We start from the raw sequence: 18,248 nt of genomic DNA on the forward strand, positions 1-18,248 counted from the left end.
TATTCTGTATACCTTAAAATATTAATCATTCTCTTGTTCTTTATCTTCTTTAATCAACATAAGTCCGTAGGTCTTATGTGCATTTAAAAATTTAAGGTCTTTTTGAATATCCATTCCTTCACCATCCATTACCGTTCCATCATCAGGATTGGTAAATGTGAACTTCTCTTGCGTAAATGCCCATTCGTTACCACGGTCGTAATACAATTGAGATGTTGCTAATTTCTTACCATCATCACTCTTTATAAGTACATTACCACGCAAATCTACGATAGAAGTCTTAGAATACAACACTCCGTAGTCTGCCTCTATTATTGTTTTTTCATTTTTTTCATTGAAAATCTCCACCAAAAGACCTTCAGGAAATGTTTGATACGGAAAAGATAACTGCTCAAAATCATTCCTAACAGGACCCGAGAGTATTGCTAGAACTTTAGAAGAACCCTCATCTTCTGAGCCTAATTTTTCTGGGGATTCCGTATAGGTAGCCACAAAATTCTCTGCTACACTTCTAGGATAAACCTTTTTTGGCGCCTCTTCCCCAACTCTCTTGTATTCATCTTGACAAGATAAAAAAAGAATTGCCATGGTATAAACCACGGCAATGCCTTTAAAATTTTTAATCTGTATCATTTTTTCTATAAAGAAGGTACTTTCACGCTACCACCAACCCAACAGTTGAAAGTAACAGTTTTACCAGCCATACCTGAACTAAAGATCATCTCTTTAGATGGTGCTTTTGAACTATAGCTATTTGCAGCTTGACTTGAAGAACCACTTAATGATGGATCTACTCTACCTGCTTTTCTTGCCATATCCGCAGCTTTCCAATAGATAGCTCTTTTCTCGAAAGCAGATGTACCACAACTGTTTGCACTTGTAGCATATAAGTTAGCGATCAATAAATATGCACGACCGTTAGATGGGTTAGCATCAATAGCATTCTGAGCGTATTTACGAGCAGTAGACTTACTACCTTTTCTTTTATTAATAACTGCTACTTTGTAAGCAATCTTAGATTTCTTGTCATTGTCAGTCTCTAAAGACAATGCTTTATCAAAATCTGCAAGTGCACCTGAGCTATCCCCATTTTTCATTTTCAAAGTACCACCATATACATAAGCATCTGCAGATGGGTCTAAAGCTAACTGCGCTTCAAATAATTTTTGGAACAAAGGATCATCCGTACATTCTTTGTTGAACATCAAACCTACCGCTCTTTTTACCCAAACAACATCACCTTTTTTCTCTTCAAAACTCTTTTCGTATAAAGGAATAAGGTTACTACAGTCTGCTAAAGGACCTAATTTAGAATCAATACTACCAGCAATTTTACCATAAGCTCCAGAGTAAGAGTTGTAAGCCTTTAAACGAGACTTCTCTTTTGAAGTTAATGTACCAGCTTCTTCTTTAGGTAATAACTTTGCTATTTTTCCTGTGATTTTTTCGTTTTCAACTTCTATTTTTTCAGTAACCGCATCGTATACATCAAAAACTTCTTGCAAGTCTTTTCTACCTGCTTTATGCTCATCAACCAAACTAGAGAAATAGATATATAATGCCTTTGGATTTGTAAAATTCTCTTTATCCTTAGTAAACGCATCATTTAACATGCTGTACATTTTAGCATCATCTGCCATTTTATTATCGTACATCACCATTGCCTTATCAACATCGGTTTCACCTTGACTGGTTTTAGATGCAAAATACTTTAACTTATTGTCATAAAGACCCATAAGATCATTAGCAAATTTTTCCTTGTCGGCACCTGTAGCCTTTTTCATCTTATCTTTAAGTATACGTTCACCATATACATAGATAGCGTTATTTAACTGTGGACAAGTTTCATAAACCATTTTCCATGGCTCATAGGCCGCATCATAATTTTTAACTTTTGAATGCTCAGAAAAAATGGACAAGTTAGTCATACATTCAGGGTTTTGCGCCTGCGCATTGCTCACTCCCATCATCCCTAGGAACATTATTGCCGTGAAGTAAAGTTTCGATTTCATGTTTTCTCTTTTTAAAATGGTTAATGTACTAAATTTTTATTAATTGATTTTTCTTTTCTGGAACCAACGATCGTTTAACGATAGACCTACATTAAATTTAAAATAGCTCTCTTCTATCAAATTAGCTCTAGTAGTTCCTCTTTTACCAAATTCAAAACCTAAGTTAAGATTAGAAAAACTTCGTCCCAGTGGTAAGCCTAATCCAAAAGTTATGCCAAAGTTATTTATATCAACATCGTTCACCAACATACCTGTCTTATCTAAACGTAAACCAGCTCGGTAAGTAATTCGTTTTAAGTAACCTGTAAAAGAATCATGATCAGGAGTGATAAAGGCTCCCAATGCAAAAGAACTTGCATCTTCATACGCTATACTATCTGCACCTAAGAATGCATTCTCAAAAGAACTCATCTCCTGAAAACTATATTCAGCACCTATAAACCATTTATAATCCTCCCCATAACCAATACCCAATGTAGTTGTTGTAGGTATTTTTAATTCCGTATTTTTTAAATTCTGGGAAACCAAATCTACCTCTAACTCTTCTATATTACCACCTGTGGATACAGAAAAAGAACCCAATTGCCTATCATTTGTAGACACTAGATTACCCTGAGTATTTACTCTTATTGACGTGTGAAGTCTATTTCTACCCTTAATAATAGGAGAATAATTTAAGGCGTAGTTAAAATCGAAACCATTTACTCTTGAACTTCTTCTATCAAAAGTACCAAATTGAACATCCTCTATTTGTTGTAATCTTTCGCTCTCAAGTGTACCAAAATTGAAATTCACAGTTGCACCTATGCTTAAATCTTTCAACACTTCATATCCTACAGAATAAAAAGCCCGCGTTAACCCACCTTCACCAGAATAGACATTGGTCAAAGAATTTCCAGAAACAGTTCTTTCATCCACTAGATTATACCCTACAGATGAATATGGCATAATACCAAAGCCCATTCCTAGACCCTTACCAACACTAAAACCTAATGCCAAATAGTCTAAACTGGTTATAGAGCTTTGCTCTTCTTCCGTAAAACTTTTAAGTGTGTATTGTTTATTGGAGACACCTGCAGTATAGGTAACCAAACCTTCACGGTCCATTACCTCAAGTCCTAATTTCCCAAAAGCGGCAGGGTTTTTTAAATTGATATGAATACTATCGGCATAGATACCAATACCTCCCATCATTTGATTTTCTACCGTACTTTCATTTCTTAAATCACCTATTCCGAAAAAAGAATAAGGAGAAACAGTACCATCTTGAGCGTACATACCAACAGTGGTAATGTATACAATTGCAATTACAATTTTTCTGATCATTTAGTGCTTGTTGTATTCCAGCAAATAATTAAGCCCTTTCAGGAGAAATTTGGAATCCGCAAATATGGTATTTTTTAATCGTTTAGACAAAAATTGTGTGTCCCCACCGGTTAAAATAACTGTTAAATTTTCAAATCTAGCTTTGTAAAGATCAATGACACCGTCTATTTCAAGCGTTATTCCATTTACAACCCCACTATGAAGACAGTTTTCAGTAGTATTACCTATGTAGTCCAATAACTCTTTTTTCTCGAGCAACGGCAACTTCGCCGTCTGTTCATGCATGGCTTTATAGCGCATTTGCACTCCTGGCGAAATAGCTCCGCCCAGGTATTCATCAAAATCATTTAACATATCATAGGTAACACAACTACCGGCATCAATTATTAAATTATTGTGATGCGGATTAAAATAATAAGCTGCCGTTACCAAGGCTAAACGATCAACACCTAATGTCTGCGGTGAGGCATATGAGTTCTTAAATGGTACTTTTGACCTGTTTGAAAGCTCATGAAGATTACAAAAAACGGCTACAACCTTCATTTGCTCCTTAGAAAGTGACCCAACACTAGAAACTATTGAATATTTTATTTTTGGAAATTCTTTGAATATTTTTTTTACTGCTTCTACGAACAAATCGACAACAACAGTCTCTAAATGAATTATTTCCGACTTCTTAAAGATTGCCAACTTAACGTTTGTATTACCTGCATCAATTATTAAATTCATGTTACAAAGATTAAAAATTAAAAAAACATTTTTCTTTTTTTACGATTTAGTTTGGAAATCATAAAATTGAAATTATATTTGCACCCGCTTACAGCAAGCATGGTGCCTTAGCTCAGTTGGTAGAGCAATGGACTGAAAATCCATGTGTCCCTGGTTCGATTCCTGGAGGCACCACAATAAATCCTTACTTAACGGTAAGGATTTTTTTGTTTTATACACTTACCTGTTGTACCACAAAAATACATAGGACCTTTTAAGAAGCATACTAGCAACTCATTATTCTACCATAAATTTAAATTGAACTATGACCTTCTACGGTCAATGATAGTTAAGAACACTTATAGTTTTATCTAAAACATTAGCACAGCCTATTGCCAAAGAAACAACACTGGCAAACGTTTAAATACAACTTCTTACAAAAAATCAACATTGTAAACTATTGCTTTAAAGACTTCAGAATTTAAACAACAGAGACACAGCTAGCTTAAAAAGAATCAACAAACGCTTCGTTTTAATCCCAAACCCGTTCTACCTTATGCTCGGTAAAGTCTTCTATTTTTAATTTCTCTTTTGAATTATTCACAATGGTCAAAGCCCTAAAAAACTCATTGGGAAAAATTTGATTGGTCATCACATACTGACCCTCATTGATGAATAGCTCTAACGAAGAATGATCTAAAAGCATAACCACCTCAATAGGACCATTGGGAATATTGGGAATTTTCATTTGTTGAACACCAGGAGCAAATTTTTCACTAAAGTCCACTTTCCCTGATTTTCTTCGATCTAGAGTCACTATCTTTTTATCTCTATCAATAGCTATACTTAAACTATCCCCATTTTTATTCCTGAAATACATTTGCGCATTTGGCACGGAAAGCGTAAACTGTATTTTACTCTGATTTCCATATTTAAGAGGCATAATTCTTTTTCTCGTAGGCAGAATCTCTATCACACTTTCAGGATATGCTAGTGCAACGTGCTTCTCAAAACTTTTTAAAGGATGATTAAACAACGACACCTCATCCCCTACCTTACGCAAGCTCAATAACCTTGGCACTGTCATGGCACTGCGCCATTTTTCTGTGGGCGTATCCATTGCATAGTCCCAATTACTCATCCAACCCATAAACACACGCTGATCATTAGGAGCATCGTTATAGGTTACCCCTGCATAATTATCTCTTCCTAAGTCTACCCATTTGTGCTTTACTTGATCGGTAGTGAAAGTTGTACCATCAAAATCCCCTATAAAATATTGCGTTCCACTACCTCCGTTTGGCGCACCCGGGTTAACACTTATCAGTAGTACCCATTTTACCTCATCAGTACCATCTATTTTTAGCGGAAACATATCTGGGCATTCCCAAACTCCGCCATGTGCTCCTTGTTCCTTACCAAACTCACTAACTTTTTCCCACTCTTTTAAATTTGGAGAATTCCAGATTTGCAAATGATCTCCTGCAACCAAAAGCATGGTCCAGCTTTCGGTTATTTTATTCCAAAACACCTTAGGATCTCTAAAATCTTTACTACCCGAATTTTCTATAACCGGATTTCCCTCATACTTGGTCCAGCTATCACCATTATCTAAACTATAGGCAATGCCTTGCGTTTCATAATCATTGGTACCGGCTTTTTCCGCTACTGCGTTATGATAGGTAAATATGGCAACCATTGCAGGATTATCAACCGTACCAAAACCTGAAGTGTTATTATGATCTACCACCGCACTACCAGAGAATATGTATCCGTTTTCATCAGGATAAAGTGCTACTGGCTTATGCTTCCACTTTATCATATCTTCACTTACCGCATGCCCCCAATGCATAGGTCCCCAAACTGTACTATCAGGATAATATTGATAGAACAAATGATATAGGCTATCCTTATACACTAATCCGTTAGGATCGTTCATCCAATTTTTCTCTGGCGAAAAATGATACTGAGACCTATATGGTTCTATATAATATCCCGTAGGCTCCTCATCTTCCGTAACAACTTCTTGTTTTACATGTTGCTTACAACTAAAATTAAATAGAACACATATTATAATAAATGCCACTAAGCCATTATTTTGCATAGTTTTAACCATAAATTCACTTTTATACCGGCACTTCTTAAATCGTATTTATAGTACCTTTGTAATAATGAAAATACTAAATTATAAATTATTACTCTGTGTATTTACCTTCCTTTCTTTATCGCAAAAAGGGATAAGTCAAGACAAAATTTCCAAGGCTCTAAAATCTTGGAACAAGGGAACGATACCTTATGTTTATTTTGACAATATGCCTACGTTCGATTCTATCGCGTTTTTGGATACAAGGGAAAAAGAAGAGTTTGAGGTTAGCCATCTAGAAAATGCTCTATGGGTAGGTTATAAAAAATTTAACGAACAAGTAGTGCTTGAAACCATAACAGATAAGGATCAACCCATAATCGTATACTGCTCTATAGGTGTACGCTCTGAAGATATAGGCGAACAATTAAAAGAATTAGGCTATACCAATATTCTCAATTTATATGGTGGTATTTTTGATTGGAAAAATAAAGGAGGCGAAGTTTTTAACGACCAAGAAATTGCTACTGACAGCGTTCATGCTTTTAGCAAGCATTGGGGCAAACTTTTACACGAAGGTATAAAGGTTTATTAATAAAGGAGTTAGGAAAATAAAAACAGATTGGGAATACTACAAAACAATAAAACAGAGAAAGACGAGAAAATTATAGATTTCACTCTCGCAAACTCAAATAACCTTTTGCTTATTTTCACTAGAAACCCAGAATTGGGTAAAGGAAAAAGGCGTTTAGCCGCTACCATTGGTGACCAGGCTGCATTAGATATTTATAAATTCTTATTAAACCACACCGTATCCATCACCAAGAACTTATACACAGAAAAACAGGTGTATTATTCTGAAGAAATTTGGGAAAACGATATTTGGGATAATCAGAAATATGATAAAAAAATTCAAATAGGCGACGACTTGGGTGATCGTATGGCAAATGCTTTTCAAGAAGGGTTCCAAAACGATTATCAAAAGATTATCATTATCGGCAGCGATATGCTTGATTTATCTCAAGAAAATCTAGAGAATGCTTTTAAAGCTCTGGAGAAAAATGATTTTGTAGTGGGTCCGGCTGATGATGGCGGATATTATTTATTGGGTATGAAAAAATTTATGCCTGAACTTTTTAAAAATAAAACTTGGGGCACTGAAACGGTTCTAAAGGATACTTTAGCTGATCTAGAACATGAAAGCACCGCACTTTTAGAATCAAAAAACGATGTAGATTATTACGAGGACATAAAGGATATTGATGCCTTTAAACCCTTTTTAAAACATATAAATTTATGATGAAAGATGAACTTTTAGAATCTGTAGCATACCTTAAAAATAAAGGTTTTGACAATCCAGAAATTGGTATTGTTCTAGGCACAGGTTTAGGAAAACTAGTGGATAGTGTAGAAGACCCTATTGAGGCGCACTACAATCACATTCCGTTTTTTCCACTGGCAACCGTAGAATTCCATACAGGCAAATTGGTTTATGGAACTATTTCCGGTAAGAAAGTAGTTGTCATGCAAGGTCGTTTTCACCTGTATGAAGGTTATGACTTTTTAGATATTACCTACCCAATTCGTGTTATGCACATGTTGGGCATTTCAAAACTTTTCATATCTAATGCAGCTGGTGCGGTAAACCTTGACTTTAAAAAAGGTGATATGATGTTGATAGAAGACCACATTAATCTACAAGGTGGTTCGCCATTGGCATTTAAGGGTGTCAGTGAATTTGGAGAACGTTTTGCAGATATGTCAGAGCCTTATGACTTAGATATGCGTAACAAATTAACCACTATTGCCAAAGACCTAAATATATCATTGAAGAGCGGTGTATACGCTTCTGTTGTTGGACCGCAGCTAGAAACCAGGGCAGAATACAGAATGATTAAATTAATTGGTGCAGATGCCGTAGGTATGAGTACCGTACCAGAAGTTATCGTTGCCAATCATTTATCGCTACCCATTGTTGCGGTTTCTGTTTTAACTGACGAATGCGACCCAGACAATCTAAAACCAGTTGATATCGCTGAAATTATTTCTATTGCAGAAAAGACCGAACCTAAAATGGTGAAGTTATTTCAAGAATTAATTAAGCAATTGTAAGGTTTATTGATATTTGACTACCATAAGAAAGCAAATACTTTATTATGAGTACTCACCAGCCAACCATAAGTATTATCATTCCGGTATTGAATGAAGAAAAGTACATTAAAGATGTACTTTTTGCCATTTCCAACAAATCAGGCACTGACCGAATTAAAGAAATACTTGTGGTTGATGGTGGCAGTACCGACCTTACCGTAACCAATGCTCAAAAATATGGAGCAACGGTAATTAACAGTGACAAAGGGCGAGCTGCACAAATGAACCTTGGCGCTGCAAATGCAACTGGCGATGTTCTTTATTTTATACATGTAGATACGCTACCTCCAAAAGATTTCGACGGCGCTATTTTAAACGAAATTGACCAAGGTTTTGAGGTAGGTTGTTTTCAAATGCAATTTAATAGCAATAGTCCTTTCTTAAAATTCTTTGGTTGGTGCACACGCATTAACCATCAAATTTGTCGTGGCGGTGACCAGTCGCTTTTCATCACCAGTAAACTATTTCAACAACTTAAGGGTTTCAATGAAAGTTATGTTATTTACGAAGACAACGAATTTATTAGAAGAGTTTACAAACTAAAACCTTTTAAGATTATATCTTCTGCCGTAACCACTTCCGCACGACGTTATGAAGAACGAGGCATGGTTAAATTACAATATCATTTTGGTATGATTCATTTAAAATATTATTTAGGCGCTAACCCAATAGAACTTTATCAATATTACTTAAAATATATAGCTGCCTAACTTATTCCCCTTCAAAATTCAACAACACGCCTTCACTTTTGTATTCTTCCAGTACCTCAACAAATATCTTTTAACCTAAACTTTTAATCCCCACTGATTAACTTAACGGAGTTTTAAAATTACCTATTAACGGGTATTGCCGCACGCCATTCCCAAAACTACATTTAACACTGTTAATTTTAAAACCAAACCAAAATGAAAACTAAGGTATTACAAATCCTCTTATTAACATCATTAACATTTTTCATCATAAGTTGTGATAAGGACGAAACTAAAGAAACCGAAACTGAACAACAAGAACAAGAAGAAATAGAAGAGCCTGAAGAGGAGGTAACGGAAGACCCTTCTATTGTACTTGCGCAAGAACGCGAGTCTGTTTTAAGTTCATTAACAAATAATGACCAAAAAGTATGGAAGATCAGTGAAGCAGTTTTAACCAACGATTCCGGCACATTTGACATTTCAAATAATTTTAACGTTACCGATGATGAACTTGTTTTTACCAACGAAGTTTTCGTTAGTTCAAAAACAGACTTTAACGGTACATTAGAATGGAGACCTGGAAACTTTATAGAAACAGAGGCCACAACACTAGAAGAAACCATGGTCGATTATTATGAATCTCCGTTTACAACTTCATTTGATTTTGTTGGAGAAAGCAGTTCAGATCTAGAAAGCCCAGGTTTTACATTTACCTATTTAGATGAAAGTACCATAACGGGAACTGTTTTAGGCGAAGGATCATCAACCATCGCAATTACTCTTACCCCTAAAACAGCTAATGATTATGTGCAGGCACCTACAGAAGCACTTTCATTTTCCACTGCTTTTTCATACCCTTCTAACGCCGTTAGTGGCTTCTCCCCGGGGATGATAGGCTCTAACAGTAGTAACAGTATTTTCATAGTGACTAGAGAAGGTGATATGAGAGGGTCTGAGGCTGTTGACCCCGAGCGTATTACTAGATTTGATAATGAAACCGGCACCCTAACGGATAAACTATTTTTTCAATCAGATTTCGTATCAAAACAACTTCATATTATAGACAATAAACTAAAGGTAGTCGGTGGTCAATATATAAACACCTATGACCAAGATTTACAGACAGATCCAATCAGTTCTTCGTATGATGGACAAATTGCATTATCCAGACATGGTTCTGCCGTAATTAACGATGAAATTTTCATTGTTGGTGGATCCCTTGGCGACACACAAAATATTGGTGATGAAATTTATAAATGGGATGATTTAAATTCATCACTTACAATTGAAACCATAATGCCAGAAGCTAGAAGTGGAGCCCGAGCAGAAATAGTACAAAACAAACTATATGTTTTTGGTGGTACAAAAGAGGCCTTTGGTCAAAATGCCAAAAACTCCATTTATATTTATGATTTTGAATCTCGAGTAATGAGCACTGAAACCATGCCTTCAGCATTACACTTTACTTATACCGGAAAATATGAAAACCTAATTATAGTAAGCGGTCAAATAAAATCATTTACAGATGATGCCGATGGCGACGGTAACCCTAATGGTTTTTTAACGCAAAATGGCAACGACCCTTATATAGGCGTATATAACACTTTAAATAATGAGTTTACTGAATTGACTACCAATTTAACCAGCCCTGAAAACGAGACTATTCACTCTATGGCCGTAATCAATGGAAAAATATATATTCTTTATGGTCAACAAGAAGAAGTGGCTGAAGGAGAATTTCAAAATTGGGATGTATTGGTAGCAGATTTAAATTAGGCAATACCCATAAGCAATTTGTGCACTAACCTTTACCGCTTTATACATCGGTAAAGGTTTTTTTTATTCCGAATTTTAAAATCAAACCTACTCCCCTTCAAAATCCAACAATACCCCTTCACTAATCCATTTTGCAAGAGCCTGACGATTATCTGGATCTAAGATCCTGACCTGATCTTTTTTATTTCTAATATTCCCAATCTCAATATATGCCATTGCAGGGTGCGTTTTCTTTACCAAATACAGCGAGGTTCTATCTTCAAAAGTACCTGAGTACGTTCTATTAGGCTGATATTTCTTGTACTTGGCTCCAAACGTTTTATGAATACTTTCCGCTAGTTTTTCTCCGTTCTTGCTTTTCTCATGGTGATAAAAGAAAACATCTATATTTTGATTTTCGCTTCTACTATCTACATGGGTAACGATCAAGCGCTGATATTTACCTCTGTTATCTTTATATAAATCATTGATAATATCTACGCGTTGTTTTAACCGCGCCAACTGATTTAAAGGAATTGTTTTATCAGGATACGCTACTTCGTCATGGTCAATTTCTAAAACTCGTTCATCTCTAATACCATCATTTTCATCTTGTATGATGATATAAACCTCAGCACCATGAGCCATTAATTCTTTTGCCAAGCGCAGCGTAATATCATAAGCATATTCATCTTCTGCTATTGCCTTGCCGGCATACATACCCATGGCACCGGGATCAGGACCTCCATGACCGCTTACCAAGTAGTACACATTACCTTTTAAACGCTCACTTTTTTCAATTACGGTTTTGTATTTTTCTCCGAAAATAGCATAAGAAGCACTCTCTATCTCCTTTACTTCTTTTGCCTGAATCTGCAATGAGTCAACAATAGCCACCGTATCTAATTTTACATCTGGCATTACATAAGTTCTACCTGCTATTAAATGAACGCTATCCCTTAAGTTTTCGATATTCAATGTCACAAACTCATCGAATACTTCGTACGGGTCTACCCCTTGCTTTCTAATCAGCGATAAAATGCCGTCACCAGGTTCTGCCGTAACGGTCTTCAGCGAATCTTGCCCGAAGCAAAAAACACTTAAAAACATACATATTATACCAGTAAGATTGCTGTATTTCATCCTATCACTAAATACAAGGTCTATGCCAGAAAACAATTAACACCCTTAAATTCAGTACAAAGATTGCTAAAAATATTGACCAATACCAAAGACAATACCGTTGTCTCCGTCTTTTGTGATTCCGTAGCCGTAATCTATTCTAAAAATAGCATTGAAAATTCTCTTATGCATAAAACGCAGACCTACACCTGGGTATATTCTTATATTTTCACTATTCCATAAGTCATCAAATCCGCCTGCAGGGTTACGCCATGTACCTCCATCAATGAATATATTTCCCTGCAATACAAATTTATTTTTATCAATAATGGTCTGACGATATTCCGTATTTAAAACAATCATTCCCGTTCCTCTATCTATTGAGTTACCAACTCCTCTAATATTTAAATTGTTATCTACCGTGAACGGCGCAAACGGACTATCAACATTACTAGCTAAACCTAAACGCAATCTATTTGCCCAATTACCCCTATCGCCTACTCTTTTAAAGTATGTGAAATCATTAAAACCGATTAAGAATTCTGGCAAACTTGTATCGGTACTGCCTACATATTGAAAATTCAACTGACTTCTAAATCCTTCGAGATAGTGGTAGAAATAATCCAAACTATTATAATCATATATGAACTTGAACAAATGCTTATCTACATTTAAATTCAGAGGTACACCTGCACTGGTAGCGCCATCAACATATGCATAGTCTTCAGTAAAAAAACTAAAGCCCAACTCCATTCTATTTTTGAAATTGAATTCATACAGCCCTAAAAGCTCAAACCCCGTGTTGCTATACTTATAATCTGCTGTATCATCTTGGAAAAAGACAGGTTCTAATGTGGTAAAATCGTTATAATTAATAGCTAGACCAAGCTTATTTGAAAAGAGATATGGTGCTCTTACACTTACCCCAAAAGAGCTATAATTATCATACTGATAAAAAGCTCCTAAGGTAATATTACGACCAAAAGAATTAAACTCTTGTAGTCCCACTCTAAATGCAAAATTGTCATTGGATGAGCTAAAAAGATTTGCAAACGGAATTAACGTGAAATTTTCTTCAATGATATATTCAACCTTGCAAGTTTCATTCTGCAATACATTTACCTTATAATATGCGTGAGATATAGAGGGTAATCTCTTTAAACGAAGCATATCTCTATTCATAAGAGCAGAATCCAAGACCATACCTTTTTTTACATCCACAAGATTTTCAATGAATGATACCTTGGTGCGTTTTGTTCCAGAAAACTGTAATTCTGCCACTGTAACATCTTGCCCTTTCATTATGAAACTGACAAGTATTATAAATAGAAATGGTAGCGTTTTTGTATTCATTCTTTTAAGTACTCATATCCTGACCAATATGAATTTTGCTCTAAGGTTTCCAATATAGAACAAAATATGGGTGTAATCAATTATAGTTCAAAAGCATACCTATAAACATCAAAAAAGAGCCTATTTGTTTTCCAACAAAAGGCTCTTTTAAGAACACTCAAACTATTTTTTTAAAAAATTCCTCTTAATCCTAAATTAAAAGTTTGTCCTAGCCCTGTATTACTGCCACGAACAAAGTTTGTGTACAATAACTCTAGATTTAGGGCACTTGTAAGTTGATATTTTGCACCACCACCCAATGCTGTAAAATCTTGTGCAAAATCATTACCCAAATCTAAACGTTGAGAATGTTGTGCCAATGCCAAAACGGTAAACTTGCTTGACGGAAAATAGCTAAGAAATATGCCTGGTGTCAGGTTCAAACTATTATTGGCAAAACTCTCTTCCTTATCTCCAAAACTTAACTCTGAATTGATTTCACTAAAAAGTTGCCATTTATCTCCTGGAAAGGTGTAATCGTAAAAGAATCTATTTTGCCAGATGTATCCTTTTTGATCTAAAAAAACACCGTTTTCTGTTTCATTATCTACCAAAGGGATAAAGAATGAACTTTGAATTGAAAAATTACTGACAGAAGCAATAGGCACAAATTTCACTGATGGCGCTATTGAGGTAAGTCCGGATCTAGCTGTATTGTTTTCTCCGTCAAATTTAAATACATCCAAGGCACTTCTATCTCCAATAACATTTGATCTAAACTCTAAAATAGCACCAACATTCCACCTCTTATTTGTTCCAACACCGGTGTATGCCTCTAATGTTGATGTAAAAAAAGTTTGTCTAGGCTCCGTACCTTCTGAAAATGTACTTTCAGTTTGTGTATATAAATTATTGAACCACTTTAAATCATACTGCCCCTTACCTATCAATTTTGACGGTGTATATTGCTGTATATTACTTTTCTGTTGCAAACTATCTTGCCCGTAGCCTGTAAAAAAGGCACAAAGAGCCACTGCAAGAAATAAATTTCTAGTTAAAATTTTCATTTTTAGGTTTTTAAAATTCTTAGTTGATTATTTAGTTTCGTTCAAAGACCAGTCGTAAGGATAGTAAGAAACCTTCGTATTTTCTGGTAATTGTTCTTTTCTGTAGGTATTGATAAAATCTACAGTACTTCCTTTTTGTTCAAAGTCTCCTTTGTACCACTCAAATAATTGAGAAATCTGTACTTTATTCTTATTTACTTTTATAAAGTTAGGATTGTTCAAAGCCAAAACGGTTTGCTTCTGCAATTGACCATCTATTGTGCTAGGCTTGTAAGCCGTGTTTATAATTGGCGGGCACCCTAAACCTGCGCATACCAATACAAAATGAAATCTTGCTTCTGCTGGAAACTGTGCTCTTAACAGATCATTCTCAATACCGTTTAAGGTTACAGACTTACCTGCTATTTCATGTTTTGTCTTATCAAAAAATCCAGCTACGTCTAAAGGTGATTTTAATGGATAATTCTTAACGATACCATCTATAACAAGTAGATTATAAGCATTGATCCAAAAAGATTGATATGTTGTTGCATTTGATTTTGAAACCGATATACTCTTAGCAGAACTCAATGCCTCTTTTAAAGCTTCTGGGTTATTTTTAATAGCTGCATACTTTACTTTACCATCAACAACGTACTCCTTAAAAAAACTATCGCTCTTGCTAAAAAAGGTAGCTACATCTTGTGCAGAAACACTGGTAACCATTAAAAGGAAAAACAAAGTCTGTATAACAATTCTATTCATCATAATTTTAAATTTAATATCACTTTTGAGATTGTTTAGGTCGTGGCCATTTACAAAAACATACACTTCTTAAAAAAAAATAATTTTTTTTCTTTAAATTTTTTAAACGAATTAAACACTGATTTTCTGCAGGTTACAAAGACGTTTTAATAAGGTTAAAACGCAAACTACGATAAAAAGTATCACAGAGTTATAACAAATTTATAATCTTTCTAAATAAAAAGGTAGCTGTTAAGTTATTACCTTTAATACCGACACAACCATCAACAAAAGCAATTTATGGATCATATCGTAATTATTGGTAATGGCATTTCTGGAGTCACTTTAGCTAGACATATACGTAAGCTATCAGACAAAAGAATCACCATTATTTCCGCAGAAAGTGACTATTTCTTCTCCCGTACCGCATTAATGTATGTTTACATGGGTCACATGAAATTTGAACATACACAACCTTACGAAAACTGGTTTTGGAAGAAAAACAGAATCGACCTCGTTAACGGGTTTGTAGAAAAAGTAGAAACGGATGCTAAAAAGCTTCTTCTAAAAGGTGGTTCATCTATTTCTTATGACAAACTAATTATTGCAACAGGTTCTAAGCCTAATAAGTTTGGCTGGCCAGGGCAAGATTTAAAAGGTGTACAAGGCTTGTATTCAAAACAAGATCTAGAAATGCTTGAGAAGAACGCCCCTAATAACAAGGTATGTAATCGTGCGGTTATTGTTGGCGGCGGATTGATAGGTATTGAAATGGCCGAGATGCTACGCTCTCGCCAAATACCTGTCACTTTTTTGGTTCGAGAAAATAGCTTTTGGAACGGCGTATTACCTGCAGGTGAATCTGCCATGATCAATGAGCATATTCTAGAACACCATATAGATTTGCAACTTGACACCAATCTTGAGAAAATAATTTCTGATGACAATGGGCGAGCAAAAGCTGTAGTAACAGATAAAGGTGAAACCATTGAATGTAATGTAGTTGGCTTAACTGCCGGTGTTGCCCCAAATATAGATTTCCTAAAAGATTCTGGCATTGAATTAGGCAGAGGTGTTAAGGTTAATCGCTTTTTAGAGACCAATGTAAAAGATGTATACGCAATAGGCGACTGTGCAGAGCAACACGAAGGTATAGGCAGCAGAAGACCAATAGAAGCGGTTTGGTATACCGGGCGAATGATGGGCGAGGCTCTAGCACAAACTATATGTGGCAAACCAAGAGAATACAACCCTGGTCATTGGTTCAACTCCGCTAAATTCTTAGATGTAGAATACCAAACTTACGGATGGGTCTTTAGTGAACGTAGCAAAAAAGATAATGAACATCATTTTCACTGGCGCCATGCTACTGAAAAGATATGTATAACCGTAGCATTTGATAAAGACAGCCATCAATTTTTAGGTTTGAACACCTTTGGTATTCGAATGCGACACGAAATTTTTGACCAATGGTTAACAGAAAACAAGGACATTGACCACGTAATGACCTATTTAAAGGATGCCAATTTTGATCCTGAGTTTTATAAGCTCTATGAAGATGAAATTGTCGCCAAATACAATGCTGATTTCAATAAGAACATCAGCCCTAAGAAAAAAAGCTGGAAACGTATTTTCAGTATCGCCTAACTAAATAACAAAACAAACAACACCTACTATGGGTAATTTTGACAGAAGTATGTCTCTTGCGGGAGAACCGCCTAAAGCATTAAATACAGGCCAAAAACTGGCAGTAGTCACAGGAATGATCGGTTTGGGAATTCTCATTCTACAATTATTCAATTTAAATCTTGGTAATACGGCACTTTGGCTTACCATTTCTATTGTTGCCATTTTTGCTGGTATCATTTGGTTTTCACAGGCTGCATATGCAAACAAGCATAAAGGAATTAAGAATGACGGCGTATGGTTTAAATCTATATCTAGCCGTGGTGTTCTTGCCTGGATGGCCGGTATTGCCTTAACAGGTTTTTACATTGTACTCTATTTTTATCCGCAATATCTTGGCTTAGTAAAAGATGGTGACAATACAGGCTTAATTGCCTTATTTGACCCTTTAAGTAAAGGTCTCAGCGGAAACCCTGCCAGCCAATGGTTTGTTTACGGTACCATGTATACCGTGGCTATTTTGGCTTTCGGTGCCAAGTTCATTTGGAAATACCGCCATAATAAATACGAGCAATTGAGGACGGTTAGTGTTATGTTCTTTCAGACTGCATTCGCATTTTTCATTCCTGAAATCATGGCGCGTTTAAATGGTGATTTACCATATTACGATTTAAAAAATATGTGGCCTTTAAACTATTACAACTTTGAACGCTATCGTATAAATGGCTTTATAGATTCTGGTAGTGTAGGTATGACCATGCTGTTTTTCGGTATCATATCTATCTTTGTCATCTCTCCTTTTTTAACCTACAAATATGGTAAACGTTGGTATTGCTCATGGGTTTGTGGTTGCGGTGGCCTAGCAGAAACTGCAGGTGATTCTTTTCGTCAATTAAGCGATAAATCTAAATTTGCCTGGAAAGTTGAACGTTGGGTAGTACACAGTGTTGTGGTATTCGTAACCCTAATGACCATAGCTGTCATTTATTCTTATTTAGGTAATAATACCAGCAAATATTGGCTTACAAAAACCATGTTCATATCTGGTGTAGCTGTTATTTTAACCGCTATTTTTTCTTGGGTAATGATCTATAAAAGAGAAGAACTTGCTAAAGATGCCAAATATGGAGCAATAGGCTACTTTACTATTATTGCCGTATTAATTGGAATGCACTTTTTTAGTGGTTCTGGAAACATATTCATATTCAAAGCGGAAACACTACGTACCACTTATAGCTTTTTAATAGGTAGTATCTTCTCTGGAGTTATAGGTACAGGTTTTTATCCTATTTTAGGAAACCGTGTGTGGTGTAGATTTGGTTGCCCAATGGCTGCCATGTTAGGTTTTCAACAACGTTTGTTCTCTAAATTTAGAATTACGACCAATGGTGGTCAATGTATTTCTTGTGGTAACTGTTCTACTTATTGTGAAATGGGTATTGATGTACGTGCATATGCCCAAAAAGGGGAGAACATTGTACGTTCTAGTTGTGTAGGCTGTGGTATTTGTTCCGCTGTATGCCCAAGGGGAGTTCTAAAATTAGAAAACGGACCTGAAAAAGGGCGTATCAATTCTAAAGATGTATTATTAGGTAATGATGTTGATTTAATGGATTTAGTGAATAATAAATAGGTTTTATCTTAAAATAAC

General features: G+C 35.5%; 15 protein-coding genes, 1 tRNA gene and 1 pseudogene. 8 read left to right on the plus strand and 9 right to left on the minus strand.

From position 1 onward, the window contains the following. Positions 1-21: 21 nt before the first annotated feature. Genes lptC through P177_RS17440 form a run of 4 tightly spaced genes read right to left on the minus strand, consistent with a single transcriptional unit; the run spans position 22 to position 4,067 of the window. On the minus strand, positions 22-633 hold the full coding sequence (lptC, locus tag P177_RS17425; RefSeq protein WP_036156832.1) for an LPS export ABC transporter periplasmic protein LptC: 612 nt from the start codon (positions 631-633) through the stop codon (positions 22-24). A 5-nt stretch (positions 634-638) separates the two neighbouring features. After that, entirely contained in the window at positions 639-2,012 is a 1,374-nt protein-coding gene (locus P177_RS17430) for a tetratricopeptide repeat protein (protein ID WP_036156833.1), read from the minus strand. Between the two features lie 39 nt (positions 2,013-2,051). Next, the gene (locus P177_RS17435) at positions 2,052-3,338 is read right to left on the minus strand and encodes a membrane protein (RefSeq protein ID WP_036156834.1); all 1,287 of its coding nucleotides are present in this window, start codon (positions 3,336-3,338) and stop codon (positions 2,052-2,054) included. Next, positions 3,339-4,067 carry a type III pantothenate kinase gene (locus P177_RS17440; RefSeq protein ID WP_036156835.1) on the minus strand — a complete coding sequence of 243 codons (729 nt, stop codon included), beginning with the start codon at positions 4,065-4,067 and terminating at the stop codon, positions 3,339-3,341. It lies immediately after the preceding gene. A gap of 101 nt (positions 4,068-4,168) precedes the next feature. On the opposite strand from P177_RS17440, the gene P177_RS17445 reads away from it, so the two are divergent. After that, a tRNA-Phe gene (locus P177_RS17445) sits at positions 4,169-4,241 on the plus strand. A 337-nt stretch (positions 4,242-4,578) separates the two neighbouring features. Here the strand turns inward: P177_RS17445 and P177_RS17450 are convergent. Next, positions 4,579-6,132, minus strand: coding sequence for a glycoside hydrolase family 32 protein (locus P177_RS17450; protein ID WP_245233061.1), 1,554 nt, complete (start codon positions 6,130-6,132; stop codon positions 4,579-4,581). An 85-nt stretch (positions 6,133-6,217) separates the two neighbouring features. Here P177_RS17450 and P177_RS17455 point away from each other — a divergent pair, with 85 nt between their 5' ends. The 5 genes from P177_RS17455 to P177_RS17475 all read left to right on the plus strand — a co-directional run bounded on the left by P177_RS17455 (position 6,218) and on the right by P177_RS17475 (position 10,748). Then, positions 6,218-6,724, plus strand: a complete 507-nt coding sequence (locus P177_RS17455) for a rhodanese-like domain-containing protein (protein ID WP_036156836.1) — start codon at positions 6,218-6,220, stop codon at positions 6,722-6,724. A gap of 27 nt (positions 6,725-6,751) precedes the next feature. Next, the gene (locus P177_RS17460) at positions 6,752-7,429 is read left to right on the plus strand and encodes a TIGR04282 family arsenosugar biosynthesis glycosyltransferase (RefSeq protein ID WP_084684726.1); all 678 of its coding nucleotides are present in this window, start codon (positions 6,752-6,754) and stop codon (positions 7,427-7,429) included. Then, positions 7,426-8,241, plus strand: coding sequence for a purine-nucleoside phosphorylase (locus tag P177_RS17465; protein ID WP_036156837.1), 816 nt, complete (start codon positions 7,426-7,428; stop codon positions 8,239-8,241). The genes P177_RS17460 and P177_RS17465 overlap by 4 nt, the downstream gene beginning before the upstream one ends. 44 nt (positions 8,242-8,285) lie before the next feature. Continuing rightward, a complete protein-coding gene (locus tag P177_RS17470) occupies positions 8,286-8,990 on the plus strand; it encodes a TIGR04283 family arsenosugar biosynthesis glycosyltransferase (protein ID WP_036156838.1) in 705 nt (234 codons plus the stop codon). 195 nt (positions 8,991-9,185) lie between these two features. Further along, a complete protein-coding gene (locus tag P177_RS17475; protein ID WP_036156839.1) occupies positions 9,186-10,748 on the plus strand; it encodes a Kelch repeat-containing protein in 1,563 nt (520 codons plus the stop codon). 87 nt (positions 10,749-10,835) lie between these two features. Here the strand turns inward: P177_RS17475 and P177_RS17480 are convergent, their stop codons facing one another. The 4 genes and pseudogenes from P177_RS17480 to P177_RS17495 form a co-directional block, all read right to left on the minus strand. Then, positions 10,836-11,837: an N-acetylmuramoyl-L-alanine amidase family protein gene (locus P177_RS17480; RefSeq protein WP_245233062.1), complete on the minus strand. Its 1,002-nt coding sequence runs from the start codon at positions 11,835-11,837 to the stop codon at positions 10,836-10,838. A gap of 1,095 nt (positions 11,838-12,932) precedes the next feature. After that, positions 12,933-13,202 (minus strand): annotated as a pseudogene (locus P177_RS20565) (POTRA domain-containing protein); the annotation flags it as partial. A 170-nt stretch (positions 13,203-13,372) separates the two neighbouring features. Beyond that, on the minus strand, positions 13,373-14,248 hold the full coding sequence (locus P177_RS17490; RefSeq protein WP_036156842.1) for a hypothetical protein: 876 nt from the start codon (positions 14,246-14,248) through the stop codon (positions 13,373-13,375). Positions 14,249-14,275: 27 nt separating this feature from the next. After that, entirely contained in the window at positions 14,276-14,995 is a 720-nt protein-coding gene (locus tag P177_RS17495; protein WP_316930798.1) for a DUF547 domain-containing protein, read from the minus strand. A 276-nt stretch (positions 14,996-15,271) separates the two neighbouring features. Between P177_RS17495 and P177_RS17500 the strand changes: the two genes are divergently transcribed. Together P177_RS17500 and P177_RS17505 are read left to right on the plus strand one after the other, a co-directional pair. After that, positions 15,272-16,618: an NAD(P)/FAD-dependent oxidoreductase gene (locus P177_RS17500; protein ID WP_036156843.1), complete on the plus strand. Its 1,347-nt coding sequence runs from the start codon at positions 15,272-15,274 to the stop codon at positions 16,616-16,618. 28 nt (positions 16,619-16,646) lie between these two features. Next, positions 16,647-18,230: a 4Fe-4S binding protein gene (locus P177_RS17505; protein ID WP_036156844.1), complete on the plus strand. Its 1,584-nt coding sequence runs from the start codon at positions 16,647-16,649 to the stop codon at positions 18,228-18,230. The last annotated feature ends 18 nt before the right edge of the window (positions 18,231-18,248 follow it).

Source organism: Maribacter forsetii DSM 18668, from assembly GCF_000744105.1.
In the GTDB taxonomy this organism is placed as follows: domain Bacteria; phylum Bacteroidota; class Bacteroidia; order Flavobacteriales; family Flavobacteriaceae; genus Maribacter; species Maribacter forsetii.

What these genes read in the sequence shown, in the direction of transcription:
- lptC (WP_036156832.1), bottom strand. Translation starts at nt 633, where the DNA reads ATGATACAGATTAAAAATTTTAAAGGCATTGCCGTGGTTTATACCATG.
- P177_RS17430 (WP_036156833.1), bottom strand. Translation starts at nt 2,012, where the DNA reads ATGAAATCGAAACTTTACTTCACGGCAATAATGTTCCTAGGGATGATG.
- P177_RS17435 (WP_036156834.1), bottom strand. Translation starts at nt 3,338, where the DNA reads ATGATCAGAAAAATTGTAATTGCAATTGTATACATTACCACTGTTGGT.
- P177_RS17440 (WP_036156835.1), bottom strand. Translation starts at nt 4,067, where the DNA reads ATGAATTTAATAATTGATGCAGGTAATACAAACGTTAAGTTGGCAATC.
- P177_RS17455 (WP_036156836.1), top strand. Translation starts at nt 6,218, where the DNA reads ATGAAAATACTAAATTATAAATTATTACTCTGTGTATTTACCTTCCTT.
- P177_RS17465 (WP_036156837.1), top strand. Translation starts at nt 7,426, where the DNA reads ATGATGAAAGATGAACTTTTAGAATCTGTAGCATACCTTAAAAATAAA.
- P177_RS17470 (WP_036156838.1), top strand. Translation starts at nt 8,286, where the DNA reads ATGAGTACTCACCAGCCAACCATAAGTATTATCATTCCGGTATTGAAT.
- P177_RS17475 (WP_036156839.1), top strand. Translation starts at nt 9,186, where the DNA reads ATGAAAACTAAGGTATTACAAATCCTCTTATTAACATCATTAACATTT.
- P177_RS17480 (WP_245233062.1), bottom strand. Translation starts at nt 11,837, where the DNA reads ATGTTTTTAAGTGTTTTTTGCTTCGGGCAAGATTCGCTGAAGACCGTT.
- P177_RS17490 (WP_036156842.1), bottom strand. Translation starts at nt 14,248, where the DNA reads ATGAAAATTTTAACTAGAAATTTATTTCTTGCAGTGGCTCTTTGTGCC.
- P177_RS17495 (WP_316930798.1), bottom strand. Translation starts at nt 14,995, where the DNA reads ATGATGAATAGAATTGTTATACAGACTTTGTTTTTCCTTTTAATGGTT.
- P177_RS17500 (WP_036156843.1), top strand. Translation starts at nt 15,272, where the DNA reads ATGGATCATATCGTAATTATTGGTAATGGCATTTCTGGAGTCACTTTA.
- P177_RS17505 (WP_036156844.1), top strand. Translation starts at nt 16,647, where the DNA reads ATGGGTAATTTTGACAGAAGTATGTCTCTTGCGGGAGAACCGCCTAAA.